This is a genomic window from Pseudomonas sp. Irchel 3F3 (assembly GCF_900187545.1).
Taxonomy (GTDB): Bacteria; Pseudomonadota; Gammaproteobacteria; order Pseudomonadales; family Pseudomonadaceae; genus Aquipseudomonas; species Aquipseudomonas fortuita.
In genome coordinates this window covers 132,530-156,239 of record NZ_FYDS01000001.1, presented here as the reverse complement: position 1 = coordinate 156,239, position 23,710 = coordinate 132,530, and the positions used below count along the sequence as shown (strand labels likewise).

Annotated in this window: 26 protein-coding genes; 4 read left to right on the top strand and 22 right to left on the bottom strand. The window is 61.2% G+C overall.

The features are described 5' to 3' along the window. Positions 1-172 precede the first annotated feature (172 nt). Positions 173-1,039, top strand: coding sequence for a LysR family transcriptional regulator (locus tag CKW35_RS00835; protein ID WP_023049247.1), 867 nt, complete (start codon positions 173-175; stop codon positions 1,037-1,039). Here the strand turns inward: CKW35_RS00835 and CKW35_RS00830 are convergent. The 5 genes from CKW35_RS00830 to CKW35_RS00810 form a co-directional block, all read right to left on the bottom strand. After that, on the bottom strand, positions 1,013-2,167 hold the full coding sequence (locus tag CKW35_RS00830) for an HPP family protein (RefSeq protein ID WP_095114807.1): 1,155 nt from the start codon (positions 2,165-2,167) through the stop codon (positions 1,013-1,015). The genes CKW35_RS00835 and CKW35_RS00830 overlap by 27 nt on opposite strands. 270 nt (positions 2,168-2,437) lie before the next feature. Continuing rightward, positions 2,438-3,757, bottom strand: coding sequence for a sensor histidine kinase (locus CKW35_RS00825; protein WP_016485923.1), 1,320 nt, complete (start codon positions 3,755-3,757; stop codon positions 2,438-2,440). Beyond that, positions 3,754-4,422 carry a response regulator transcription factor gene (locus CKW35_RS00820; protein WP_016485922.1) on the bottom strand — a complete coding sequence of 223 codons (669 nt, stop codon included), beginning with the start codon at positions 4,420-4,422 and terminating at the stop codon, positions 3,754-3,756. The genes CKW35_RS00825 and CKW35_RS00820 overlap by 4 nt, the downstream gene beginning before the upstream one ends. Continuing rightward, positions 4,423-4,737, bottom strand: a complete 315-nt coding sequence (locus CKW35_RS00815) for a PepSY domain-containing protein (RefSeq protein ID WP_016485921.1) — start codon at positions 4,735-4,737, stop codon at positions 4,423-4,425. Continuing rightward, positions 4,737-5,045 carry a PepSY domain-containing protein gene (locus tag CKW35_RS00810; protein WP_016485920.1) on the bottom strand — a complete coding sequence of 103 codons (309 nt, stop codon included), beginning with the start codon at positions 5,043-5,045 and terminating at the stop codon, positions 4,737-4,739. Before CKW35_RS00810 ends, CKW35_RS00815 begins: the two co-directional genes overlap by 1 nt. A gap of 193 nt (positions 5,046-5,238) precedes the next feature. On the opposite strand from CKW35_RS00810, the gene CKW35_RS00805 reads away from it, so the two are divergent. Both CKW35_RS00805 and CKW35_RS00800 read left to right on the top strand, forming a co-directional pair. Then, positions 5,239-6,318 (top strand): patatin-like phospholipase family protein, encoded by a 1,080-nt coding sequence (locus CKW35_RS00805; protein WP_095114806.1) that lies wholly within the window; start codon positions 5,239-5,241, stop codon positions 6,316-6,318. A gap of 236 nt (positions 6,319-6,554) precedes the next feature. Continuing rightward, entirely contained in the window at positions 6,555-7,730 is a 1,176-nt protein-coding gene (locus tag CKW35_RS00800) for a tyrosine-type recombinase/integrase (RefSeq protein WP_095114804.1), read from the top strand. A gap of 7 nt (positions 7,731-7,737) precedes the next feature. On the opposite strand, the gene CKW35_RS00795 is transcribed toward CKW35_RS00800, so the two are convergent. Further along, complete coding sequence (locus CKW35_RS00795; protein WP_095114802.1) at positions 7,738-8,094, bottom strand: LexA family transcriptional regulator; 357 nt, start codon at positions 8,092-8,094, stop codon at positions 7,738-7,740. A gap of 75 nt (positions 8,095-8,169) precedes the next feature. Further along, positions 8,170-8,394 carry a hypothetical protein gene (locus tag CKW35_RS00790; protein ID WP_095114800.1) on the bottom strand — a complete coding sequence of 75 codons (225 nt, stop codon included), beginning with the start codon at positions 8,392-8,394 and terminating at the stop codon, positions 8,170-8,172. Positions 8,395-8,439: 45 nt separating this feature from the next. On the opposite strand from CKW35_RS00790, the gene CKW35_RS00785 reads away from it, so the two are divergent. Beyond that, entirely contained in the window at positions 8,440-8,919 is a 480-nt protein-coding gene (locus CKW35_RS00785) for a hypothetical protein (RefSeq protein ID WP_095114798.1), read from the top strand. On the opposite strand, the gene CKW35_RS00780 is transcribed toward CKW35_RS00785, so the two are convergent. From CKW35_RS00780 to CKW35_RS00715, 15 genes are all read right to left on the bottom strand, one after another. Further along, positions 8,905-9,420: a DUF2514 domain-containing protein gene (locus CKW35_RS00780; RefSeq protein WP_095114797.1), complete on the bottom strand. Its 516-nt coding sequence runs from the start codon at positions 9,418-9,420 to the stop codon at positions 8,905-8,907. The two genes, CKW35_RS00785 and CKW35_RS00780, sit on opposite strands and share 15 nt — an antisense overlap. Next, on the bottom strand, positions 9,417-9,854 hold the full coding sequence (locus tag CKW35_RS00775) for a structural protein P5 (protein ID WP_095114796.1): 438 nt from the start codon (positions 9,852-9,854) through the stop codon (positions 9,417-9,419). Before CKW35_RS00775 ends, CKW35_RS00780 begins: the two co-directional genes overlap by 4 nt. Positions 9,855-9,913: 59 nt before the next feature. Continuing rightward, a complete protein-coding gene (locus CKW35_RS00770; RefSeq protein WP_177434954.1) occupies positions 9,914-10,690 on the bottom strand; it encodes a hypothetical protein in 777 nt (258 codons plus the stop codon). Between the two features lie 4 nt (positions 10,691-10,694). Next, complete coding sequence (locus CKW35_RS00765) at positions 10,695-12,959, bottom strand: hypothetical protein (RefSeq protein ID WP_095114795.1); 2,265 nt, start codon at positions 12,957-12,959, stop codon at positions 10,695-10,697. A 56-nt stretch (positions 12,960-13,015) separates the two neighbouring features. Further along, entirely contained in the window at positions 13,016-16,069 is a 3,054-nt protein-coding gene (locus CKW35_RS00760) for a host specificity factor TipJ family phage tail protein (RefSeq protein WP_095114793.1), read from the bottom strand. After that, entirely contained in the window at positions 16,038-16,442 is a 405-nt protein-coding gene (locus CKW35_RS00755) for a hypothetical protein (protein WP_095114791.1), read from the bottom strand. Before CKW35_RS00755 ends, CKW35_RS00760 begins: the two co-directional genes overlap by 32 nt. A gap of 2 nt (positions 16,443-16,444) precedes the next feature. Next, complete coding sequence (locus tag CKW35_RS00750; RefSeq protein WP_095114789.1) at positions 16,445-16,924, bottom strand: DUF1833 family protein; 480 nt, start codon at positions 16,922-16,924, stop codon at positions 16,445-16,447. Beyond that, entirely contained in the window at positions 16,921-17,373 is a 453-nt protein-coding gene (locus CKW35_RS00745; RefSeq protein WP_095114787.1) for a transposase, read from the bottom strand. Before CKW35_RS00745 ends, CKW35_RS00750 begins: the two co-directional genes overlap by 4 nt. A gap of 26 nt (positions 17,374-17,399) precedes the next feature. Continuing rightward, a complete protein-coding gene (locus CKW35_RS28310) occupies positions 17,400-17,543 on the bottom strand; it encodes a hypothetical protein (RefSeq protein ID WP_177434953.1) in 144 nt (47 codons plus the stop codon). An 84-nt stretch (positions 17,544-17,627) separates the two neighbouring features. Beyond that, the gene (locus CKW35_RS00740) at positions 17,628-18,074 is read right to left on the bottom strand and encodes a hypothetical protein (RefSeq protein WP_095114785.1); all 447 of its coding nucleotides are present in this window, start codon (positions 18,072-18,074) and stop codon (positions 17,628-17,630) included. A 67-nt stretch (positions 18,075-18,141) separates the two neighbouring features. Next, positions 18,142-21,072: a phage tail length tape measure family protein gene (locus CKW35_RS00735; protein ID WP_095114783.1), complete on the bottom strand. Its 2,931-nt coding sequence runs from the start codon at positions 21,070-21,072 to the stop codon at positions 18,142-18,144. 55 nt (positions 21,073-21,127) lie between these two features. Beyond that, positions 21,128-21,547, bottom strand: a complete 420-nt coding sequence (locus tag CKW35_RS00730; RefSeq protein WP_218192380.1) for a superinfection immunity protein — start codon at positions 21,545-21,547, stop codon at positions 21,128-21,130. A 79-nt stretch (positions 21,548-21,626) separates the two neighbouring features. Then, positions 21,627-21,866, bottom strand: coding sequence for a hypothetical protein (locus CKW35_RS00725; RefSeq protein ID WP_095114781.1), 240 nt, complete (start codon positions 21,864-21,866; stop codon positions 21,627-21,629). A gap of 107 nt (positions 21,867-21,973) precedes the next feature. Continuing rightward, positions 21,974-22,459, bottom strand: a complete 486-nt coding sequence (locus tag CKW35_RS00720; protein WP_017147745.1) for a hypothetical protein — start codon at positions 22,457-22,459, stop codon at positions 21,974-21,976. Positions 22,460-22,516: 57 nt separating this feature from the next. Continuing rightward, positions 22,517-23,686: a phage tail tube protein gene (locus tag CKW35_RS00715; protein WP_095114779.1), complete on the bottom strand. Its 1,170-nt coding sequence runs from the start codon at positions 23,684-23,686 to the stop codon at positions 22,517-22,519. Between the last annotated feature and the right edge of the window lie 24 nt (positions 23,687-23,710).

The following is a 23,710-nucleotide window of genomic DNA, read 5'->3' as shown; positions in this document are numbered from 1 at the left end:
GGGAACCCGGTACTTGTTGTTATTGAAGGGCGAACCCTGAGTATGGACCGCTACACCCGCGCCGCCAGGGGACTAAAGTCACAACCGACCTGCAAATTTGCAGACAACGCAAAAACGCCCCATAACGGTGCAAAGCCTCTAGAATAGGCCACCCTCAGCCACCGAGCAGCCCATGGACATCGATCAGGCCCGAACCTTCCTGGAAATCGTGCGTTGCGGCAGCCTGGTCGCCGCCGCCGAACGCCTGTTCGTGTCACAAACGGCCATAACCGCCAGGGTTCAGCGCCTGGAGCAGCAACTGGGCTGCCAGCTGTTCGTGCGCAGCCGCAACGGCGCCAGCCTGACCAGCGATGGCGAGGCATTCGTCAGTTATGCCAACCAGCTGGTACAAACCTGGGAAGCGGCGCGACGTGACCTGCCGCTACCTGAGGGCTGCCAGCAAGTGCTGCATGTGGGGGGAGAAGTGAGCCTGGGCAACCCGATGCTGCTCGACTGGGTCAGCGCCCTGCACCGTGAGCTGCCCAGCCATGCCATCCGCAGCGAGGTGAGCGACGGCGAGTCGCTGCTGCGCAAGGTCGAGATGGGTTTGCTGGACGCTGCGCTGGTGTACCAGCCGACCTACGGGCCGGGCCTGCAGGTGGAACAGTTGATGGAAGAGAAGCTGATCCGCGTGCGCCGGGTCGACCGGCCAGAGCCCTATGTCTACATCGACTGGGGCGAGGCCTTCCGCCGCCAGCACGATGCCGCCCTGCCCGACTGCGCCCGCCCGGCGCTCAGCTTCAACCTGGGCCCACTGGCCTTGCAGTTCATCCTCGATCAGGGCGGCAGCGGTTATTTTCGTACGCGGGTGGTGCAGGCTTACCTGGACAGTGGCGTGTTCGAGCGGGTACCGCAGGCACCGGAATTCACCTACCCGACCTTTCTGGTATACCCACGCAAGCGCGACAGCGAGGCCCTGCAACAGGCCTTCGCCATCCTGCGCCGGCTGGTCGCCGCCGGCGCCAGCGACTGGTCACAACGCTGGGACCCGGTTATCTGAGGCCACGGCTTTGCTGAGCAGTTGCCGCTTGAGGCCGGCGATGAGGTCGGTCTGGGTGATTACCCCCACCAACTGGTCGCCATCGAGCACCGGCAGGCAGTGCAGACCTTGCTCGCACAGCAACGGCAGCAAGCACTCAAGCGGGTGCTGACTGCTGACACTGACCACCCGCCGGCTCATCACCTGCTCCATGCGTACCGCCTTGCGGCCGAACAGCCCCCGCCAGCTGAAGCGGCCATGCTGCATCGCCGGGCCCACCAGGTCGCTAAGGCTGACGATGCCCACCAGCCTGCCCTGTTGCAACACCGGCAGGGTTTTCAGGTGGTGGCTGGCCAGCATTTTCCAGGCCTGCTCGAGGGTAGTCTGGGGCGTGGCAAACTGAACATCGCGCGACATTACCGAGGCCGCGGTAATACCGCCAAGGCTGCGCTGCAGGGCGTGCTGCTCGGTGGCCAGGAGGATGCGCTCCAGCTCGTCACGGGTAACGTCGACGAACTCACCCAACTCTTCGAGGGCCTGGTCCAGGTCCTCGCCACGGATGCCGACCCGTTCACTGGGCTGTCGGTCGTGGGTGTGGTGCGAGTCTTTGCGTACCGCGACGCCTTTCGGGTAGCGCACCCCGGTGAGGCGGTTGTAGAGCACCGCCACGCTCACCAGGATCAGTGCATTGAGCAGGATCGGCTCAAGCAGGTGATCACCCATGGCGGTCAGCCCTGTGTCGGCCAGCACTGCACTCACCGCCACCCCGCCACCCGGCGGGTGCAGGCAGCGCAGCAGGCACATGACCAGGATCGAGATACCCAGGGCCGCAGCGGCCACCCACAGTTCCGGGCCAAAGCCTTGGCGCAGGGCCAGGCCGACCGCGCCAGCCAGCGCGTAGCTACCCAGCACCGGCCAAGGTTGGGCCAATGGACCGGAATGCACGGCGAATACCAGCACTGCCGAGGCAGCCAGCGGGCCCAGCAGGTGCAAGGCGATGTCGGGACCGTAGGCCATGCTGGTCAGCCAGCCCGCAAGGAACAAACCGAACACCGCACCGATACCGGCACGCAACCATTCTTTTGCAGGGGTATTCAGAGGCGCCGGCAACAGGCGCTGCAGACGGTTTTCGGAACGCGAGGCAGACATTTAGGTAATCGGGATCTTTGCTATTTCTGATTAAAAAGAAAGCCCAGCCGAGCTGGCCTGGGCCTCGTATTGCGCGTGCAATACCACAAGGGGCTCCGTCCGTGGAGAGATGGAAACCGCAGGGTTTCGTGAGGGGGATTTTGCCGGGTGGAGGGAAATTGGGCTAATTCAAAAAACTGCGGCTGTACTGCAATTTTTTTGCAGTACTGATAGGGCCAAAGGGGCGCTGCGCGGCCTTGTGTCGCGATGGGCCGCACAGCGGCCCCTGCATTACCGGGCCTTGCGCGGCAGGTCAATGCTCACGCGCAATCCGCCCAGCGGGCTCTCTTCCAAGGCCAGTTGCCCGCCCCAGGCGTCGACGATATCGCGCACGATGCCCAAGCCCAGGCCATGCCCGTCCACCTGCTCGTCCAACCGCGAACCACGCTCCAGCACTTGCTGGCGCTGGCCCTCAGGGATGCCGGGACCGTCGTCATCGACCCACAGCTGATAACCCTCGGCACTAGGCGCAATACCCAGTCGCACCTCGCTGTCAGCCCACTTGCAGGCGTTATCCAGCAGGTTGCCCAGCAGCTCCAGGAAGTCTTCACGGTCCCATGGCAATAACAGCCCGGGCGGCACATCACTTGCCAACAGCAGGCCTTCTCCGTGAATCATGCCCAACGTGCCCAGCAACCCCGGTAGCTCGGCGTCACAATCGAACTGCGCGCCTGGCAACGCGTCACCCGCCAGCCGCGCACGGTTCAGCTCGCGCGCCAGCCGCTGCTGAATCTGCTCCAGCTGCTCGCGCATCTGCGCGCGGACTTCGGGCAAATCCTTCAGACGCTCGCTGGAGGCCAGGCTCAGCAGCACTGCCAACGGCGTCTTCAGCGCATGCCCCAGGTTGCCCAAGGCATTGCGCGAACGGCGCAGGCTATCTTCGGTATGGCTGAGTAGGTGGTTGACCTGCCCCACCAGTGGCGCCAATTCGCTGGGCACCTCCTCATCCAGCTGCGAGCGCTGGCCCTGCTGCAGTTGGGCGATTTGCTGGCGTGCCCGCTCCAGCGGCCGCAGCGAGCGGGTAACCGTGATGCGCTGCAGCACCAGGACCAGGATCAGGGCCACCAACCCCATGCCCAGGCCGATCTGCTGCAAGCGCCGGAAGCCTTCGCGCACCGGCGAATAGTCCTGCGCCACGCTGATCGAGATGTCCTGGCCCAGGCGCCGGTAGTCGGCGCGCAGGGCCAACAGTTGCTGGCCTTCCGGGCCGAGTTCATGACTGTCGGAGAGCCCGGGCGCCGAAGGTTTCGGCATGTCCAGATCCCACAGCGAACGGGACCTCCAGGTACCTTTGTCGAAATCGATGCGGAAGTAGTAACCGGAAAAGGGCCGCTGGTAGGCAGCCGAAATACGGCGCTCATCCAGCTGCAGGCCGGACGGGCCACGCACCAATGCCACCAGCAGGTTCTCGCTTTCCTTGCGCAGGCCGTTTTCCAGGTAGCGCTGCAGGCCGGCTTCGAACAGCCACAGAGTCAGTTGCGCCAGCACCACACCCACCACCACCAGCACCGCCACCAGGCCAAGGCTCAGGCGGGCCTGGATCGACTTCACTCAGCGCTCCCGGCATAGATATAGCCCTGCCCGCGACGGGTCTCGATCACGCTACGGCCCAGCTTGCGCCGCAAGTGATTGACGTGCACTTCCAACACGTTGGAGTCACGCTCGGTTTCACCATCGTAAAGGTGCTCGGCCAAGTGGCTCTTGGACAGGATCTGCTGCGGGTGCAGCATGAAGTAACGCAGCAGCCGGAACTCCGCAGCAGTCAGCTGCACATCCACGCCATCACGGCTCACGCACTGACGGCTTTCATCCAGGTGCAGCCCGGCCGCCTCCAGTTTCGGCTGGTTGGCCAGGCCCCGGGCACGCCGCAGCAACGCCTGGATACGCAATTGCAGCTCCTCCGGGTGAAACGGTTTGCTCAGGTAGTCATCGGCCCCGGCCTTCAACCCTTCGATGCGCTCGGCCCAGGAGCCACGGGCGGTGAGGATCAGCACCGGGGTGGCCAGGCCGGCAGCGCGCCACTGGGCCAGTACGTCCAGGCCCGGCAAGCCAGGCAGGCCAAGGTCGAGAATAATCAGGTCGTAGGGTTCGCTCTGGCCTTGGTAGACCGCGTCTCGGCCGTCGGCCAGCCAGTCCACGGCATAGCCCTGGCGCTGCAGGCCAGCAGTCAGTTCGTCGGCCAGCGGGACGTTGTCCTCGACAAGCAACAGGCGCATTCAGTCGTCTTCCTCGTCTTTGAGCAGGGCACCGGTGCTGGCATCGAGCTTGATCTCGCGCACCACACCTTCAGCCGTCAGCAGCTCGACTTCATATTCGTAGCGATCGTCGTCTTCTTCCAGCTCGGCTTCCAGCAGGCGCGCCCCGGGGTAACGCCCCAAGGCGGTTTCCAGCAATTGCTCAAGCGGCAGGATGACGCCCTTCTGGCGAAGCTTCAGGGCTTCGTCCTGGTCAAGGTCGCGGGCAGCGGCCAGAGAGCATACGGCCAACAGCGCCAGCGCGAGGTAGCGCGCTGGCCGCGGTAAGTGAATCATCAGCTGTCCCGCTCGTCCTTCAGCACTTCACCGGTCTTGGCGTCCAGGTCGACGTCCCATTCGACGTTCTGGGTGTCACGCATCTCTACCTTGTAGATGTAGCGACCGTATTCGTTTTCCAGCTCAGAGTCGGTGACGGTGGCGCCGGGGTGCTTGGCCACGGCGGCGGCTTTAAGCTCATCCAGCGACTTGATGGTCTTGGCGTTGACCAGCTTGACCACTTCGTCAGGCTGTACATCCTTGGCGAAAGCAGCATTGGCACCCAGGGCGAGGGCGGTGGCGGCGAACAGGGCAGTCAAGGTTTTCATCGTTCTTCTCTCCTGAGAACTGTGTAAGTTGTCTACGCAATCAAGACTAACCACCGGTCCTTAATTGAACCTGAAAACAGCTGGCGGCATGATAGCGCAGTTACACCTTCAGACAGACTCGGTCTGCAGCTGGTGCAGCCAGTTGTGTAGGCTATGACGGCCCTTTCGCACCGACATGCCCGAGAGATCCGTCATGAGCGCCATCCACATCAAGTACCCTGCCCTCACCTTCAAGGCCGGCCAGCGTGCCCTGCAACACATCCGCAAGCGCGGCCTGCAGGCCGCCGATGTCGGGGTGCTGCCGGGTGCAGCCGGTGGGCCCAAGCCGCTGGGTATCCAGGGGCTGGACCTGGCACTGTTCGGCGAGTGGCTGCCTTCGGCACCCCGCCAGCGCGCCCTGATAGGCGCTTCGATCGGTGCTTGGCGCTTCGCCAGCGCCTGCCTCGAGGACCCCATCGCCGGTATCCGTCGGCTGGGCGAGCTGTACACCGAACTGGATTTTGCCAAGGGCGCCACCCCGGCCGAAATCAGCCACAGTTGCCAACGCATGCTCGACGACCTGCTGCAGGGCCGTGACGCCCAACTGCTGGCCAACCCGCACTATCACCTGAATATCCTGGTAGTGAAAAGCCACGGCCAGCTTGCCCACGACCATCGCGGCCGGCTGGGCCTGGGCCTGGGCTCGGTAGTTGCCAGCAACCTGCTTGGCCGTTCACGGCTGGCGCGCCACTTCGAGCGCATCATCCTGCATGACGGGCGCGCCGCGCCGCCGCTCGACGCACTGACCGACTTCCCCTCCCGCTACCTGCCGCTGGACCTGACCAACCTGCGCCACGCCCTGCTGGCCTCGGGTTCGATCCCCATGGTCATGCACGGCGTGAAAGACATCCCCGGCGCTGGCGCCGGCACCTACCGCGACGGCGGCCTGCTCGACTACCACCTCGACCTGCCCTACCGTGGCGACGATCTGGTGCTGTACCCGCACTTCACCGACAAGGTGGTACCGGGCTGGTTCGACAAAGCCTTGCCTTGGCGCAAGGGCGATGCCACCCGCCTGCAGAACGTGCTGCTGATGACCCCTTCGCCGCAGTACCTGGCCGCCCTGCCCTACGGCAAGCTGCCCGACCGCAACGACTTCAAGCGCTTCCTGGGCGATGCACCAGGCCGCAAGCGCTATTGGTACAAGGCCATCGCTGAAAGCCAGCGCCTGGGCGACGAGCTGCTGGAGCTGGTCGCCACCGGGCGGCTGCATGAACGCCTGCAAGCCTTGTAACGGCCATGCTGGTAGACTGCGCGCATTATTGATTCACACAGAGTTATGACAGCGTGGAAATTTTCAAAGATTCCACAGTGGATTCCCGCCGAAAACCGAGCGATACCACAAACAGCCATGACGCCTTAGAACAGGCGTCATTGGCGTATCGCCGCGTACCGAGATGTACCTTCCCAATCCAATAAACGTAGTACATCATCCAGTACATCTAAAACACAGCGAGAGGCAATGTACTAGTGGCACTCACGGACACTGCAGCCAGGCAGGCCAAGCCCCGGGACAAGGGCTACACACTTGCGGACTCGCTCGGGCTCTCGTTGTACATCGCCAACACCGGCGTGAAGAGCTGGCACTTCAGGTTCACCTGGCTGGGAAAGCAGGCCAGGATTTCGCTTGGGACATACCCAGAGATCGGCTTGAAGGAGGCACGTGCGCGGAGGGATGAGGCGCGCGAAGAAGTTGCGCAGGGCAAAGACCCGCGCGAATCGAGGAGAGAGAAGAAGGTTGAGCGCTTGGGCGCCCAAGAAAGGACATTCCGCCGCGTCTATGAGGAGTGGCTGGAATTCAGGAAGGGAGGCCTGACCGAATCAACGATCAAGGTGATTTCGAACGCCATGGAACTGGATGTACTGCCGGCATTCGGTTTGCGGCAGATCGACAGCATCAAGCGTGCGGATGTGATCACGCTTATTCGCCGCATCGAGCGCCGGGGCTCGGTCACCACAGCAGTGAAAACTCGACAGTGGACCGGTCAGGTTTTCCGGTACGCAGTGGCGATCGGAATGATTGAGATAAACCCCACGGCGGAAATGCACGCTGTAACCGAGAAAATGGCGCCGCACAAAAACCGGCCGTTCCTCGCTTTCTCGGAAATGCCCACCATTATCAAGGCCATTGAGGAAAGCCAGTCAGGCCTTCAACTGCAGTGCGCCACCAAGCTGCTCATCCTCACCGCCTGCCGGCCCGCGGAGGTTCGCAAGGCTGAGTGGTCGGAAATCGACCTGGATACCGCGACCTGGTCGATTCCGGCAGCCAAGATGAAGATGCGCCGCGACCATGTGGTGCCGCTGTCACGCCAGGCGGTCGAGATCCTGCGCTTGATGCTGCCGATATCCGGCAACCTCAAGTACGTGTTCCCGAACCGAACTGACGCTGTCCGGCCGATCGGCATCAACTACGCTGTGAACCTGATGGACCGCTGCGGATACACGGGCCGGCAGTCGCCGCATGGATTCCGCCACCTGTTCTCCACGGAGATGAACAGCCGCGGCTACAACAAGGACTGGATCGAGCGGCAGTTGGCCCACGCAGACAGCAGCGCCATCCGAGACGTGTACAACCACGCCACATATATAGAGCAGCGCCGGGGAATGATGCAGGCCTGGGCCGACATGGTTCTGCCAGGCAAGTAGGGACACCTCACCCGGCCCCATGGCTCCGGATGCTGTGGGTGACCACACCCCACACCTCGAACCGGTCACCCTCGAGAATGTACCTGGACGGGTACTTCGGGTTGTCCGCCATCAGGACAACCTGTCCGTCACGAATGACCATGCGCTTGCAGGTGGCCTCGCCGTTTACCGCGGCGATGATGATGTCGCCCGACCGAGCATCGACCAATCTGTCGACCACCAGCAGGTCACCGGTGTAGATGCCGGCTCCCTGCATGCTTTCGCCGTCCACCTTGACCAGGTAAACGCTGGGCGCACGCAGGTGGAGCAGTTCGTCTATCGAAACCTGCGGGTGTTCGGCTTCAAGTGGGAGGATTGCGCTCATATCGGAAGGCCATTAACTGTATATGTATACAGTATCTTATGGCGACACATGCCGGGGCAACTGCCGATCGACGGCCTAATGAAGCGGCGGCAGCTCCTTACCCCGAGCCTTGGCAACAGCGCGCAGCTGGTAGTCGGACACCGCCTGGAACAGCGACTCGGCCAGCAGGCGCAGGCGCTCGATTTCCTCTGGCGAACCGCCCCGATCCTGGGCCTGGTGATACTCGCGCATGGCGTCGATTGCCTGCTGAATCAGCGGCTCGCCGGCCTCGACCATTCCGATAAACGTGCGCTTGTCCACTGCTATGCCCTGCTAGCTTGGAAAGTTGATCATAATCTTCCTATCGTGTTAAAGCAGCCGATTGATGAATTTTTCCTGGTTCAGGCGATTGAGACGAAGTGTGTCTATGATACATCGGCTGACTCAATGAGCGATGAGGAGAAAAATATGCCTGTTACATTGTCCAATAGTACGATAATTTCGGGGATCACCGCGGTAACCGTATCCCATGGCACTGATTTACGCGTGGAAAATTCACTTGTCTACGGCTTAGAAAAAGGAATCGAAGAGCGGGACCCGGTGCCAGCCCTGGAGGGAATGGGCCTACCTAAGGAAACGCCACCGGAATACTTGCTGGCCGCACTTTTGTCTTTAAAAGAAAACGCAAACAAAACAGTTGAAGAGAAAGCTGCGATAGTAGAGTCATCGAAGCTTGGCGCCTACCTCCAGCATCTCGCGAACTCTTCAACCGTCGTGAGCGGGATTGTGCAGCTTTCTGCGCACCCCTATGTTGATCGGGTTATCGAATTCCTAAAGTCCTTTTGAGAATTCGGTGTCATTGATTAGCCCGTCATACATATTTTCGCAAACCATGCCGGCTATTCTGGCTTTGTCATAAGCTTTCGCCAGCTCTCCCGCTCGCGCATCAGCCCGTGAGAGCAGGTCGGAGAGCACCATGGCGGCGCGGGTGGCTGCCTGGCCTCGAGCGATAGCGGCGGTATCCGTGCTGGGGCAACTGACGGTGGCGGCGAGCTTGGCACTTGCGTCGTGCAGCCGCTGGCCAGCAGCATCGGCGTCAGCAGCGCCACCGTCAGCAATCGTCCGTTCTTCTTGGGCATGTGCACTCACCTCCTCTTGTGCTATTGCGCGTCGTTGCTCTTCCTGTCGGGCGTCGCGCTCGCCAATTAACTCGGCTAGGCGATCACCGCTATCGCGGGTCGCAGATGCCTGACCGGCCTTGGCAAGCTCAACTGAACGACCGTGCTCATAAGCCGCCCAGTGAGATGCAAGCAGCACAGCACCAACCAATATGGCCCAGCCCTTCACGCCAGCGCCCGCCGCACGCCTTCATCAATGATCGCCGCCGAGTACGGGTTACCGCCGTTCTCGTGGATGATGATGCTGACCACCATTCCCCGCAGCGTGGCCTGGTCCTTGATGTTGATCGGGTCGGTGGTACGCACGTCCAGGCGCTTGGCCACAGCCGAGGCGTAGGCTTGGGTGTCGTTCTCGTCGCTCGGCGCCCAGCGGTTGATAGTCTCGAGCACGGTGTCGATGCCCTTCCCGCCCACTCCGGGCAGGCCATCTTTGCCGCGGTAGTTGATCAGCAGCTTGCCCAAGGCACGAATGCCGTTCTCTGGCGTGTCGAAGATGGCGAAGCGGCCACCCGGTTCCTTGCCGATCTGGCCCTGCCAGTTGTTGCGGGGGTTGAAATCGATGTTTCCGGGGTTCCGGTTCCGGACGCCGCGGGGAGTGGTCATGGGTTTCTCCAGACGAAAAAAAGCCCGCACTTGGCGGGCGTAGTTGAATGCGGGTGGCGTCAGGCAGCTGCGGCAGCCTCAAGCAGCATCGATTCGAGCGCGATGAGGTCCTCGCCCTTCAGAGCCGTTTCGAAAGCTGCAAAGGCATTGGTAGACATCGGCCGGGTTGAGATCGCCCGACCGGTGCCAGCGGTACGCATCCCCCCCATCATCAGCTCCTTGTGCATACTCACGGTTTTAATGGCTGCGACTGTACTGGCGTACATCTCGATGCCGTTGTAGCGGATGCTGAGCTTGCCTGCGCCGCGATCGAAGATGATCACGACAGCAGTCAACTTGTCGGCCGCAAGCTTGATTGGCCAGGTTGCTGACACAGACGACGCGATACTGATCGACCCGAATACAGCTGAGATCTGACCAGTTGGACTGACGTCGGAGTAGATGCCCCATGGAGCTGGAACGGAGGTGTTCAACTCGGTTTCGGTGAAGCTACCGAAGGTCAGGTCAATTCCGCATACACAGCCGACCGTGAACGAGCCAGAGGTGTCGAATCCTGGCATGACCAGAGTGTTCGCCAGAGCATTGATCTTGTAGCCCTTCTTGCCGTTCACCATCGTGACGAAGTTTGCACCGGGTTGTGAAACGCCGTAGCTCGGAATGACGCCATCAGTTACGCGATCGAGGATGGAGCCAGATGCAACATCCCAATCGAAAAGACCTGGCCAGTGTTTGAGCCCTGCGATGTTGGCAACGCTGATTTCAGCCTCAGAGACGTCGAGTTTAGGCAGCCCGGGCACCGAGGCAGAGCCTGGGAAGGTCAGAATAGAGCGAGGCATATTTTCAAATCTCCAAGGTCATCGAAAAGGCGCAAAGCCAGTTGTAGAGCGGCGTCATGTCATAGCGCGAGAAGTCGCGAAGGTCGGTATCGCGGACACAGCCGCGGCGGCCGTTTCCGTTTTGAGGTGCGCTCAGCGTGGGCTGCAAGGCATAAGTGAGGACCGTGCCGGCGGCAATGGCTGCGGTCGCGGTGATCACGATCGAAACACCGTCAGCACCTATTGCTACGGTGCTGATGGATCCCGCCGACAGCTGGAAACCGAAGTTGCCTGGGTCGCTAACGATGGCTGTGTCGATTACCAGCGTTCCAATCGGGCCAGGCGTACCGGAATTGCCATTCGGCAGGTTGTTCAGCAGAAGCGTAATCGTCGATCCCGATACAGCCGCCGACATGACCCTTAGGGGCTGCCATTTGCCGCTGACCTGGGTCAGGCGCTCGGCTCGGGCCTCCAGCTCGCCCATCTTGAAGTAGCCAGGGCCGAGCATGTGGTAAGTGTCGAAGTACGGGTAGACGTACTTCGGACCGACCATGACGATGTTCGGGTTCTCGATGTGAGCCTGCAGCTGGGCCAACGGAATCTGCGGAATGGTCCCAGGGTCACCGGTGAGCATCTGCGAGATGAACGCTACCGGCGGTACAGCCTGTCCCGTTGCCGCAACGATATCGCTGCGGTAATCGCTCACCCACTCGGCCATCATCGCCACATACTCGGCCTGGGTGGTGTTGCTCTGACTTTCACCGTGCACGATCGAGATGCTTGGCACTAAATAGTCGAGGCCCATGCTCTCGGCAATCGCTTTGGCAGTGGTTACCTGTGACAAGGCGTTGGTGTAGGTAGCGGTGCCCTTCTTGATGCCGGCATATGCAGTGCCGCCTAGGGCAGAGACGCTGTACAGCATTTGAGGCGACACGGAGCTCGTGCGCTCGTGCCATTTGCGCATCGCCAGCATGTACGAGGTTGCGGGCGTTTCACCCAGCACGCCGGCCACATACTCGCGCACAGGCTCAAATGCTGTGGTGCCCTCCCATGCAGCCGGCCTGGGACCGCCGGCAAGGGTCCACAGCTTATCTGCATACCCAGCCGGAGACTTCGGCGAGACCAGGTTTCCCCGGATCCCCTGAATGACAAATTCACCATTGGGGTCTGGCACGATGCCGCGGGAGCCCAGGGCGAGGCTCTGCCCGGTCGATAGCTTGTGCAGCAGGACCTTACCGTCGCGGAATAGGCGGCCATCACGCGTGATCGTATGCGGCTGGAGTGTGCCCCCCGATGACTTGAGCGCCCTTACCATGTCGAAAGCAACTGCTTGGGCAGCAATCCACGTGCCTGCCTGAGTAAGTTGCGAAGCACTCAGAGAGTCGTAGGCCCACACTTGCCCATCTGTGATCAGCGCGAATCGTTTGGGTGGAAGCGGCAGGCTTTGCTCACTGATGAGCTTGGCGTCGTAGGTTATTTCTGGCGTTTCTACGTCCTCAGCTCCTCCAGTCTTCAGCATCACGGATTCGCCAGACACCAGTACTACAGGCTCGGGATAAGCTCGGCTACGTGGCCGCAGCAAGGACCGCAACGTCGGGATGGGGGTTCTGCCAAGGACTGGCACGGTACCTTTGGTTTTGGATGGGCCTCGCGGCACCTTCTTGTGCACACCGAACAGCATTTGAGCTCCTGCCGCACCAAAAATGAGAGGTTCGTCGCCACTGACCTTGCCGCGAGGGCGTTTTTTGACGCTGACTTGCTTGCGGAGCGCCTCGACGCTGGTACTCAGTGCTGGCTGCGGGCTGGGCTTGAACCATGCAGGCGGAATAGCCGTAGCGTCCCACTGGTAAAAGCCGTTCAGGGATGCAGTAGGATCGGACTGAACCCAGGCGAGAAGACCGTCGTACTTCGGCGTGTAGGCAAGCATTTCGGCGTAGCTGTCGAAAGCTTTGTTGCCGATGTCCTCACCAAGGTTGGCGGCTGTCTCCTCCATCTGAGACTTTGCAGCAGCCTCGGCAGCGTCCACAGCAGCGACGGAGTCGTCTATGTCCTCGATGCCAGCATCTGCCGCAGCGTTGACTCTGCCCTTGGCATCAGTAACCGTCGCCCCGATCTCACTTTCTGCTGCGATAGTCAGGTTATGGAATTTTTGCCAGGTGACCCGCGGCCTGCCGAACCGGTCAAGGAACGAGTCCGCCGTGCTGTTCATCCCCTCGTCAAAGTTTGTCGAGTTGTCGAACAGGTCCCGTGGGTCGCTTGAACCGAGTGGGTTGTTGGTGTTGTAAGCCATGTTTTCTCCGGGCACAAAAAAGCCCGCACTTGGCGGGCATGCTCGTCAGGGTCCGGTCAGGCCGGCGGGAATTGGTCGTCGTAGGTGTAAACGCGGGAGTCGTATGGCATGCCCTTCATTGACACGTTTCCGTCCTTGCCTGGGTCTGAACTGGTGATCAGTGTTGGGTATGCCCATCGGGACGCCTGGCCGAACAGTATGTGTGGCGGCTCCGGACTGTTCAGGTCAGGGGTGAAGTCCAATGCTGCGACCACGGCGGTGTAGTCGTCGATTCGTACCGCATCCCACGGGCCAGAGAGCGTCCCGTTCAGGCGGCGCACACCAATCAGGTTTGCCTCAGTGAAGGACCAGGCCAGTGGCTCAGAGCTGTGCAGAAGGGTCCCCGATCCGGTTATCGAGAAGTCCAGCAGGGTCGCACTCTGGCAACGCTTAGGCGCATCGTCTGCAACGGCTGCAAAGCTCAAGTAGCCGCTGTTGCTGCCGTCCATCTCGGTTTCCCAGGTATAAATGTCGGTCCGAAACTTCTGGTGGCCACGCCGGCGCATACCGAACCGCCACGCCCGCGTCGCATCGCTGAACCCTGGCATCTTGATCTTCTCAACCTTGGTGCCGAGGTCGCCTGGCCAACGACATTCAACCGTCTCCCACGCCCAGGTGGTGCGAGAGAAGAACTCCACATCCACCCCGTCGAAGTCGTTGATCGACGGCATGGCGCCGCTGATCTTCAGCATCTTGGTCATGTTCTGTGGCGAGTAGGTCTGGGTTTTCGGGCCGTAGGTCACATCGAACGCTGCCCGGGCACTGTCCCGAACCGGGCGCAGCAGGCCACGGAAAGTCACCAGCTCGCCGAACCCGCACGCCAGCGCGTTATTGATCATGTCCTTGACGGTGATCGTCGACTCCAGCGTTTCGTCGTAGGTGTCGCCTCGGGCCACGCAGATATCGTGGAAGGCCTGCCACTCTGGCAGATCAAAGTCATCATCCGTGTACCCGCGCTGCTTCAACTGATAAAGGCACCACGGCACGATGTCTCGGCTTGGCCCGGTGCCGCCCTCCATCAGCGGCAGGATGCGGGTTACCTCGGCACTGACCTGGCTCTCCGACTGCGCCGAAAGGCGGTCACCGCCCCTAATGTTGCAGGTCATGACTGTCAGACCTGGGTAGCTCGTAGGGGAATTTAGCATCCGGCCGCGCAGGTCCGTCCATGTGGCGTCATCCCTGGCTTCGTCATTGACGCGCCCAGGCCGATCTTTATACAGCTTTCGGACCCTGGCTTCGGCGCGCATTGGATACGGAAGCGCAACCCGCCCGGTGAACCCCTGAGCATCCAGGCTTCCTCCAGAGTTCGCCCGCTCGAGAACAGTCCAGGCCCCAGCCACATCCATGTCGCGGTATTCAAATACGTAGTAGGTATTTATCTCGTAGATTTGCCCCTCCCGCCCGATACCGGCCAGTCCGTTGGCGTAGGTTACCGTCCATTCAAGCTCGGTAACCTGCTCGTTCTCTGGGCAGCAGGCGAATGGCCCGCGGTAGCCACCCTGCAGGTTCGAAGCGTCCAACGTAATCAGGCCGCTCACCGTCTGCATGGCGTTGAAGCCAGGCCATCCCGCATCAGTCGAGCCAGACGAGGTCAGACGCTCCACCTCAAGCAGACTGGTGCTGAATGCCGTGATCCGGTACCGCAGCCCGCGTGGGCCGATGGTTGCCAGCCCCTGCCCCAGCGCCAGTCCGACCACTGGCGAACCACCATCATAATCCAGCGTCATTTCCGCTGGCTGCTCCGGAGTGCCGCTGGTGGTTGCGGTGCCAGTGACCCCTACCGGCGAGGAGCCGAGAATGGTTGCAGCACCGGTGGCAGAGATGGCCTGGCCACTAAACGGGGTCAATTCCACGAAACGCAACCGACCACTGCTCTGCTGCGCCTCGAACGGCAATCCGCTGAGCTGAGTGTTCAGCGCTGCTACCAGGCCGGTCAGATCGGTTGTGGCCGTGTTCAGCGTGACGGGATAGGAAGAGCTGCCGCGCACCAGGTTGAACGTGAGCGGCGTGACGTTGAAGTCGTAGCGAGTTGGCGCCGCCGATCCGGTACGTGTCGATGCTGTGCCAGGGTTGGCCGGTACCGCCGGTGTGTATGGGGTGTAGCTGTGCACCACGTACAACCCCGCGTTCGCACCGGCTACCTCGATGAGCATGCCCGCCGTGGGGTTCAGCATTTCCAGCGGGCCACGGATGATGTCGCGTCCGGCACCGCCGTCGATCACCGTGTAGGTGTAAGGCGCAAGCACGCGGATGATGATTCCGTTCGACCAGTCGGCCGGGAACTGGCCGGAGCCAGCCGGTACGCTGATCGTGTCGCCAACGAACTGGTACGCCGAAGCCGTGGCCGACCTGGTGAGGTCGGTGGCCATGGTCAGTTCCAGGCCGGCCGACCCACTGGAGCTTGCCCCGACCTCGGGCACGTTGAACCAGTTGATGTGGGCCGGATCGGCCGACAGATCAGCGCCTGGCGGGTAGATGGTGAAGGTCGCGTCTGACCCCAGGGAGATCAGCGGGGTCTCACCCACCTTGACCTTGGCCAGCGGGACGTCGTACTCGCCCTCGCCGATGTACAGCAGCATTTCCACCCGCTGGTCACGCGGTGCGACATGCGCCCGGCGGGGCTGGGTCAGGTAGGACGGATAGACCCGCTGGTGCCCTGCGATCTGGCGCACCGGCTCGCCCAGCTTGACCTTGTTGCCCTTCGCGCTGGCCTCGGTTAGAGGGTCGCCCTGCTGAGTGCCTGCACTGGAAGGCATGCCGGGCATCTTGGGCATGATCGACTTCAGCACCGCTTTGGCGCCTTTGAACAGGGCGAAGGTGATGGAGAACGGGTCGGTACCTTTCGGTTCGCGGTAGATCTGCAGCAGGTCGGAAGGCTTGAACTTCACCTTGTGCCACAGTTGCTGCTCGATCAGTTCATCATTGAGCACAACGCTGATTGGCGGGCTTTCCCGCCGCTCATACGACGGAGCCAGGGACTTCAGCCACTCCTCGATCGACATGCGGCGGTCGGTCTTCCAGGTGCCGAGCGGCGCGGTGTCACTGAGCTTGTTCGGGTAGAACTCGATCACGGTAATAGACCACCTTGGGATGAGCGGCTTCGAACTCGCCGGTTGTCCGGAGGCAGGCGCCGCCGGGGTTTGTGTCCAGCACCTTCAGCCGGCCTTCGCTTTCCACCACCACGCCGACGTGCAGGCACAGCGCGCCGCGGAACACGGCGGCAATGGCTCCAGGCTCCGGAGCGCACTCTTCCATGCCCTGGCGCAGGTCGTGATAGGCCTCGGTGTTGGCCCTAAGCTTGTTCTTGCCCACGACGCCCAAGCTTGGGAGCAGCGGCAGGCCGAACACCTGGTGGCGGACTGCGATGCACAGCCCCCAGCAATCGAAGGCAATAGGCCCCCGTGCACCCTCGCGATACGGGGCGCGCATGAATTTGTCGATCATGGTTAGAGGTACGTCAGGCCAGGTGCCAAGGATGGGGTCAGGACGGTGCGCAGACCGTTGGTGTTGAGCAGGTCGAAGAAGCCGGCAGTGAGCTTGGCCACGTCGTCCTCATACTCCCGGCTGAGCAGCGTCATACGGTACCGCTCCTGCGGGAAGGACAGATCCTCGGCCAGGTAGCGCCGGAAGGTGATGATGAAGCGCTTGTCGGCAGCCTTGGCCGCCTCCACCACCTCCTGCACCTCGCCTGTGACGTTGTCCAGGCCCAGCACCAGGTTCTGGAACGCGCTGTTGTCGTTCCTGGGTAGGGCCAAGTCCATGGCCATCGCGACAAAGGTCAGCGTGCGGCCGTCCTCGGTGGTGCACACCCGGTCTTCCCAGCCAGAGCAGTAGAGGTGGGAGACAGTGCCGCCCTCCTCCCGCGCCTCGATGGTGTCGACCAGCTCGCCTCTGCCCGAGGCATAACACTCCTCGATCAGGCTCATGCTTCAGGCCACTCCCTGTTGATCGCCAAGTCGATGATGTCTTTGTTCAGCCAGAACTGCGGGAACTGCTCCCAACCCTCTGGAATGAGTTCTCGTTTCTTGAGCTCAGCTCCGATGGAGTAACGCCACCGCTTTATCTGCGTCAGTTCTACCCTGCCGTAGATCCCAGTGAAGTGAATCGGATACTTCTTGAAACCAGCCGGTAACTGGAGCGGCATTTCCAGCCACTCCATGCCCTCATTCAGGGTTCTCGAATACCAGGCCTCGAAAAAGCCGGCCTCAGCTTCACTGAAGTTGAAGTTCAGCGTCAGCGCTGAAGGCACGTAACTACTTATCTTTCGGTAGCGGCGTCTGCCAGTCACCATTGGGGTAGCTCGTATAGGGTCGACTGTCGTGTAGCCATACCCATCTTGCAGCGGAAGTGGCAATTCTGCCGGGTATTGAATCATTGCCATTCCTCAGCTGAGGTTTGCGTTTAGGTGAGAGGGCTGAGGCCCAGCGCTTCCTCGATGCGGGCCAGCCGCCGTTGCAGCAGTAGCTCTTTCTCATCAGGCTGGACGACAGGGTCGGGCACAGTTGCGCCCGGCTCGTCGTCGGCCTCTTCGGTTTCGGTGGTCATGGTCTGCTCTTGGCTGGGTTTCGAGAGAATGCGGCATGAGCTGAATAGCGCCCATAAAAAAGCCCCGATTGACGGGGCTTCTGTTTAATCCCTGGTCATCAGCTGACCAAGGCTGTAGCCGGTGATTTGGCTAATTCGCCCGCGCCACGCCGGACCGTTATGCTTTGACGATGGAATCTGTCCGGACGGGCTCCAGAACTTCGCATCAAGCAGATGAATGAATGCCGTGTTATGCGCTGGGCTATCGGAAGGCTCGTAGTAAGCGCCTCCCATCTCACGGAAGAATTTACGCGTGGCTTCTTTGCCTTCTTCTTTGACGCCTTTCACAATTTCCTCTGTGTAGGCGTCAAAGAACTTACTACCGGAAACAAGCATGCCGGAAATCAGGCCTCCACCAACCCAAAGGGTTATAGGGATAGCGAAATCCTGCGTGCGGTTGGCATGAGTCACCAGGTGCTGCAGCAGCCAATCCCGGTCAATGCTGTCCGAAATTGGCTCTAGATGGGCAAGCTTTGAAGATTCCTGTTCCATGTGAAAACCTCAATGAAGGATTTTCCAGTCTAACCATCTGAAATGGCCATATGCCACTCAGAAATAATCAGTATGGATTCCTCTTCCATCCATATGCTGCCTCGCCCGCATCAACGACGGGGCCGTACCCAGCGGCAAACTCGTCAGCGATCTGCTCCTTGACGGCCTGTACGAGCACCCTCAGGCGCCCGTCCGGATCGGTCCTGGCCTCCACCTGACTCTGGCTGTAGTTTTCAATGGTGACCTGATGGATTACTTGGCTGGTCTGCGCTCCGCCGCCCTGCGCCGAAGACTGCGTAGTAACAGCCGAACCTCCGCCGCCAGCCACCGATACCCGCTCGTTCGAGTTGATCGCCTCCAGCAGCGCCCGGTTACGCTTGGTCGCTGCGGCGTTGACTACGAACTCGCCGTCGCTCAGCCGGGCCATAATGCTGTCGGAGGTGCCGGTACCGGCGCCGGACACGTAGCCGCCGGTGGCGAAGCCAGGAATCACGGCCAGGCTGGATGCCAGGGCCGTGGTCGAAGTCAGCGCCGCCGCCGCGGGCACGGAGTTGGCGCCCAGCGTTGCAAGGGATGCCATCGCCGCAGCCGGGGCCCAGGCGGTGGCCGTGGTCCCAGCCAGGATCATGCTCTGGCCAGCAGCAGCCGTACCCAAGGTGGCATTCAGCGCCGCATTCAGCGCCATCTGCACGCCCATCTTCACGAAGCCCGCGAGGATGTCGCGCACGACGTTACCGGCGATGTCACCCAGGTTGCTGAACGACAACTGCCCATCCATGATCGCGTCGGTGATGTCGGTCGAGATGTTGTTGAACGCGCTGGAGAAGATGTACTCCGTCTGCCCGGCGATGTCGCGCGCCTGGTTGCCGAAGTTCTGAACCGCCGCCGTCCACCCGTTGATAGGGTTGAGCATGGCTTGGTCCATCATCGCCCAGCCCTTCTGCAGGGCTTGAAGCCTGGCCGGGTTGGCATCTTCGAGGATCTTTATCTGCTCTTGGATGGCTGCACGCTGTGAGGCGTTCTCAGCCAACCTGAGGTTGTCCTGCAAGGCGATGATCTCATCGTTCATCTGCCGCTCGAGCTGAACTCGCTGGCGGTACCGGTCCGCCTGAAGATCTCCCATGCCAACAGAGTTGGCTTCAACCCTGTAGCCTTCCTCTTCAATGGCCAGCCGGCGGTTCACCTGCGCTCGATACTGCTCCGCAGCCGTGAGCCCTTGGGCACCCTTTAACGCCGCGGCATAATTGATCGAAGCCTGGGCCAGCGCCTTGCTGTACTCCTCCTGCGTGATCTTGCCCTTGGTGAGCGCCAGGTCGAGCTGGCCCTGCTCCTTGGTGAGGGCTCGGGCGGCCTGGGCTGCTGGGTCGTACTGGCCGTATAGGCGGGCGAAGGTGTTTTCGGCCTCGGCCACGCCACGGTTGACGTTCTTCGGAGCGTTTTTCTTTGCCTCGCGGGCTTTGATGTCCGCTATTTCCTGCTCGATGTTCTTGCGGGCAGTGGCGTACTTTGTCTCTTGTTCGGAATTGAAGCCGCCGGCCGCCATCGCATCGGCGCGGGCCTTGTCGAGGTCCTCCAGCTGCTTCTGCAGCTTCTGGGTCTGGGTCTGCGCGGCAGTGAACGTCGAGTTGATCAGATCCACGCCTTTCTTGCCGGCGTCTTGAACAAATCTGTTGGTATTGCCTTCCCACGCCTTCCAGGCTTCGTCGGCAATACGGCCCTGCAGTTCAGTGGCTCGCTTTTCCAGCGCCTTGAGGCTGTCGGGGTTTACGCCCATAAGGCTGCTCGCGGCAGACCCGTACTTGCTTATGGACTTGCGTGCCTCGGCGATCTGGTTATAGACATCGGCCAGTTCCTGTTCAGGAGTGGTCTTTCTCCCAACATCAAGCATCGCATCCCAGGCTTTCTTGGCGAAGCTGCCAAGGGATTGCCAGGCGGACTCCAGGGAGCCGAGATTGCTTTCCATCTCTGCCGATCTGGAGCTCAATGCTGTTGCATACAGATCCGTCGCCGCCCTTGCGGCATCGATGGTTTTCCCCTGCTTTTCCAGAGAGATGATGTTCGCGTACTGGCTGGCAGTGAGGAAGTTGAGCTCTGCGTCGAGCTTCTTCACTGCCTCAACTGGACCTTTAGCGATCTCGTTGAAGGACTGAACTACCTTGGTAACGTCTTCCCCCGTCTGCTTGGTCCAGGCCAGTGACGCTTTTGTGATCTGCGCATACATGGGGGTGAGAGCGTTGCCGGCCCCGGCAAGCTGCTCGAGAACCTTAGACGCTGCGCCAACAGTCGTGCCAGTGTTAGCCACCTGCTCGGCAAGGTTGGCAAGTTCGCTGTAGCTCGTACCTGCTGCGTTCCCATTCCTGGTAATCGCATCAGTCAGTCGATCCGACTCTTCGGATCCCTTGTAGTACGCCAGAGCCAGTGTGCCAGCTGCTGCGGCCGCCACTGTGAACGGATTCACCAGGCCAAGGACGTAACCACCAAGGGCCTTGGCCGCAGGTAGAGCGCCGCCGAACATATCCTTGAGCTGACCGCCCTGCTGCAGGAACACCGTGAGCGGCGCTTGCCCGCCCTGAAGGCTAACCGCGATATCGGTAAATTGAGCAGGCACTCCACGCAATGCTGCCTGGTAAGCCTTGGCCGACATTCCAGCCTTGTTCATGGTCGTGGTGGTTTCGCCGAGAGCTTCTCGCATCGTATTGATGCGCTGGGTGTACTCGACGAATGTGTCGCTCTCGACGACTCCAGCCTTCTTCAGCTTGGCCAGCTTTTCCTGCATGTCATCAAGACGGCCCAAGGCGGCAACCGTGGGGTTGATCTGACCCAGCAACTGGGCGAGCTCTTTGCGCTGATCATCAAGGCTACTGCTCACACCATCGGCAGATGAGGCCGCTGCATCGCCGGCCCTCTCCATGCGCTCAAGGGATGATGTTAGGTCGTCCGCATTGCGCTTCGCGCCCCTCGAGTCGATCGTTACCGCCAGGCGGGATTCCTGGGTCATACCTTTCTCCGGGCATAAAAAAACCCGCCGAAGCGGGTCTTGTATGTGTTTGGTGTTAGCTCACCACTAGGGAGCTGCCACAGTGCTTGCACTTGATGGCTTCCACCTTGATATCTTCAGCGCAGAATGGGCAGGTTTTTGTGGCTGCGGCAGCCTGTTCCACTACCGGCGCCTCTTTGTTCGGAGCGGCCACTGCAGGTGCCGTTTCTGGCTTTTTGAAGGCCCATACCAGTGCGACTACCCAGCCAATCAGCGACCAGCCGAGGAACAGGTTAACGAGCGCAATTGAGGCGATATTGGTGTGCCCGCGCAACTTAGCTTCGATCGTGGGAAGCATGTAAAGCAGCGGCACGCTGATCAGCCCAGAAAACACGACGAGCTTGCCAAAAGCATTCAGCTCATTAGCTGGTATGGTCCCCATGCCCAAGCTGTAAGCAGCCAGAAATGCCAAAACCACGAATCTCACTGCAAACATAAACTCATCCCTGTATGAACGTATGGCTGGATGCTAGCACTTCATGGGTGCACGGACCAACGGATGGCCTGAGCAGCGGCTACTTCTTGGACCTGACTTTTTCACCCTCTTTTTGATTCTGCTCATCCCACCGCCGGCGGAACTCGTCGTCCAGGGCGAAGATGGCGGCGTCGAACTCTTCGCGGCATATCACAGAGGGGTAGCGGTCGAGGTATTCAGCAATGGCTGCCGGTGCGATCGGGGCCGGAGCCCCCATCATTCCGACGTACTGCCTGGACCTTCCGATATGCCCGTAGGCCTCAAGGATCTCGGCGACCACGTCGTCGATCTCTGGGGGCTCCTGGGCCTTGAGGCCAAGGCGCTCATGCTTCCAGCGCTTCTTCTCGTTCTCCAGCCCGGCCCAGTCCCTACCCCAGCGATATGCCGCTACTGCTTTTCCGCAGTGGCCTTGGCCTGCTCCTCGATGCGCTTGGCAATGTCCAGGCCGGTGCGCAGGGCCAGGAAGTAGATGCTTGGCATCTGCTCGATCAGCGCCTTGCACAGCTGCGGGGTGTACTTGGCCGGCTCGCCCGGGCGCTCTTCGACGTCGATACCCTGCCAGTCCTTGATCAGGTGCTTGGTGGCGAGGTCGATGAACAGATCGTCGTCGGTTTCGAGCTCAACATCGGGGATGGAGTCGATGGTGAAGCCTGCCGTGCCCACGCCAGCTTGCTGATTCAGCGCGGCGAGGTGCCGGCGGATTACGGCTTGGTGCGACTTGTAGATTGGGTTGGCAATGGATGCGACCAGAATCGCCGCCGTGTCCGGGCCCTGATCGCACTTCACAGCCAGGCCGCCCGGGCCGACCTTGAAGTGCACCCAGCGCTCGCCGTTGATATCCAGTTCAGGCTTTCGTGCAATGGTGATGCCCATGGTATTCCTCTGCGGTAAAAGGCCCGACGCACACCGCAGGGCGCGCCGGGCAAAGGGTTAAGCGGTGACGGTGACAGCGCAGGTATCGGTCTTGGTGCCGTCTGCGACGCTGGTGGCCGTGATGGTGGCGGTGCCGACGGTCAGGCCTTTCACCAAGCCTGTCTCGCTCACGCTGGCGATTGCCGGGGCGGAACTGGTCCAGGTGACCTGCTGGCTGGCACCGGCCGGGGTGACCACGACTTCGAGGTCGCCGGTATCGCCTACTTCCAGGCTCAGGGTGGCCGGGGTGACATCCACGGTAGCCACAACGATCGGCGCCGGCAGACGGGTGATGGTCGGGGCCACGCGGCGGGCGGTGTAGTTCAGTTCTACCTGGATGATGTCGGTCGATCCGCCATCAGGCCAGTCTGCGGTGACTTCCATCTCAGGGATCAGGAACTTGTAGCCGCCGTCGGCGTTGCCGATGGTGAATTCCAAGCTGATGGCGTCGTTACCCTTCTGGGCCTTCCACAGCTCGTAGGCCATCTTCGACCAGCTGATGGTGATCGCGCCGGACGGGGTGAACGTGGTGGCAATGATGTTGCCCGGGTATGGATTACCGTTGCCGATGCAGCGCTGGGTCTGGACGGCGTTGTCGAACTGCAGGTTGAAGCTGTCTACGCAGGCGTTGTCTTCGCCAACCTGGACGCCGTTGATCTTCAGGCCGCTGATGTCCTTGAAGCTGAAGCGGCGCTGGCTGGTCTCGGGCTGGGCGTTGATGATGAACGAGGTGTTGTCGCCCTTGTCATCCCAGGCGCGCGCGGCCATGGTCGTAGTGACCGTGACCTCGTTGTCACCAGGGAAATCGAAGTTCATGGTGGCGACTTGCACGCCGCGGGCAATGGCCGACACACCGATGTCGGTCGCGTACGAGGCGATCGAGAACGTGATGCGGTCGTCGCCCATGGTCAGGACGTTCGCCGCCCAGGCCTTGCCGAAGCAGGAGGCCATGAATTCGTCCAGCGCGCCGAAGCGCCACTTGGTCTCGATGTCGCCGCCCACGTCCACGGTGGTCTGGGCAGTGCCCTGCGACATGCGGGTGAAGCCGATTTCGTTGTTTTCTTCCGAGTTGAAGGTCGGCATCAGGCCGTTGCTGATGCGCGTCAGCACGTTCCAGTCGCCGGCCGGGGTCACGCCGGGGGTTACTTCTTTGATCCAGGCCAGCTGGACCTTGGCTCCGCTCGACATGCGGTTTCTCCTATCGATAGGCGT

Excerpts from the sequence above, each read along its gene's own strand:
- CKW35_RS00715 (WP_095114779.1), bottom strand. The coding sequence starts at position 23,686 with ATGTCGAGCGGAGCCAAGGTCCAGCTGGCCTGGATCAAAGAAGTAACC.
- CKW35_RS00745 (WP_095114787.1), bottom strand. The coding sequence starts at position 17,373 with ATGATTCAATACCCGGCAGAATTGCCACTTCCGCTGCAAGATGGGTAT.
- CKW35_RS00735 (WP_095114783.1), bottom strand. The coding sequence starts at position 21,072 with ATGACCCAGGAATCCCGCCTGGCGGTAACGATCGACTCGAGGGGCGCG.
- CKW35_RS00740 (WP_095114785.1), bottom strand. The coding sequence starts at position 18,074 with ATGGAACAGGAATCTTCAAAGCTTGCCCATCTAGAGCCAATTTCGGAC.
- CKW35_RS00775 (WP_095114796.1), bottom strand. The coding sequence starts at position 9,854 with ATGACCACTCCCCGCGGCGTCCGGAACCGGAACCCCGGAAACATCGAT.
- CKW35_RS00750 (WP_095114789.1), bottom strand. The coding sequence starts at position 16,924 with ATGAGCCTGATCGAGGAGTGTTATGCCTCGGGCAGAGGCGAGCTGGTC.
- CKW35_RS00765 (WP_095114795.1), bottom strand. The coding sequence starts at position 12,959 with ATGGCTTACAACACCAACAACCCACTCGGTTCAAGCGACCCACGGGAC.
- CKW35_RS28310 (WP_177434953.1), bottom strand. The coding sequence starts at position 17,543 with ATGACCACCGAAACCGAAGAGGCCGACGACGAGCCGGGCGCAACTGTG.
- CKW35_RS00795 (WP_095114802.1), bottom strand. The coding sequence starts at position 8,094 with ATGAGCGCAATCCTCCCACTTGAAGCCGAACACCCGCAGGTTTCGATA.
- CKW35_RS00810 (WP_016485920.1), bottom strand. The coding sequence starts at position 5,045 with ATGAAAACCTTGACTGCCCTGTTCGCCGCCACCGCCCTCGCCCTGGGT.
- CKW35_RS00830 (WP_095114807.1), bottom strand. The coding sequence starts at position 2,167 with ATGTCTGCCTCGCGTTCCGAAAACCGTCTGCAGCGCCTGTTGCCGGCG.
- CKW35_RS00815 (WP_016485921.1), bottom strand. The coding sequence starts at position 4,737 with ATGATTCACTTACCGCGGCCAGCGCGCTACCTCGCGCTGGCGCTGTTG.
- CKW35_RS00730 (WP_218192380.1), bottom strand. The coding sequence starts at position 21,547 with ATGTTTGCAGTGAGATTCGTGGTTTTGGCATTTCTGGCTGCTTACAGC.
- CKW35_RS00755 (WP_095114791.1), bottom strand. The coding sequence starts at position 16,442 with ATGATCGACAAATTCATGCGCGCCCCGTATCGCGAGGGTGCACGGGGG.
- CKW35_RS00820 (WP_016485922.1), bottom strand. The coding sequence starts at position 4,422 with ATGCGCCTGTTGCTTGTCGAGGACAACGTCCCGCTGGCCGACGAACTG.
- CKW35_RS00835 (WP_023049247.1), top strand. The coding sequence starts at position 173 with ATGGACATCGATCAGGCCCGAACCTTCCTGGAAATCGTGCGTTGCGGC.
- CKW35_RS00770 (WP_177434954.1), bottom strand. The coding sequence starts at position 10,690 with ATGCCTCGCTCTATTCTGACCTTCCCAGGCTCTGCCTCGGTGCCCGGG.
- CKW35_RS00720 (WP_017147745.1), bottom strand. The coding sequence starts at position 22,459 with ATGGGCATCACCATTGCACGAAAGCCTGAACTGGATATCAACGGCGAG.
- CKW35_RS00805 (WP_095114806.1), top strand. The coding sequence starts at position 5,239 with ATGAGCGCCATCCACATCAAGTACCCTGCCCTCACCTTCAAGGCCGGC.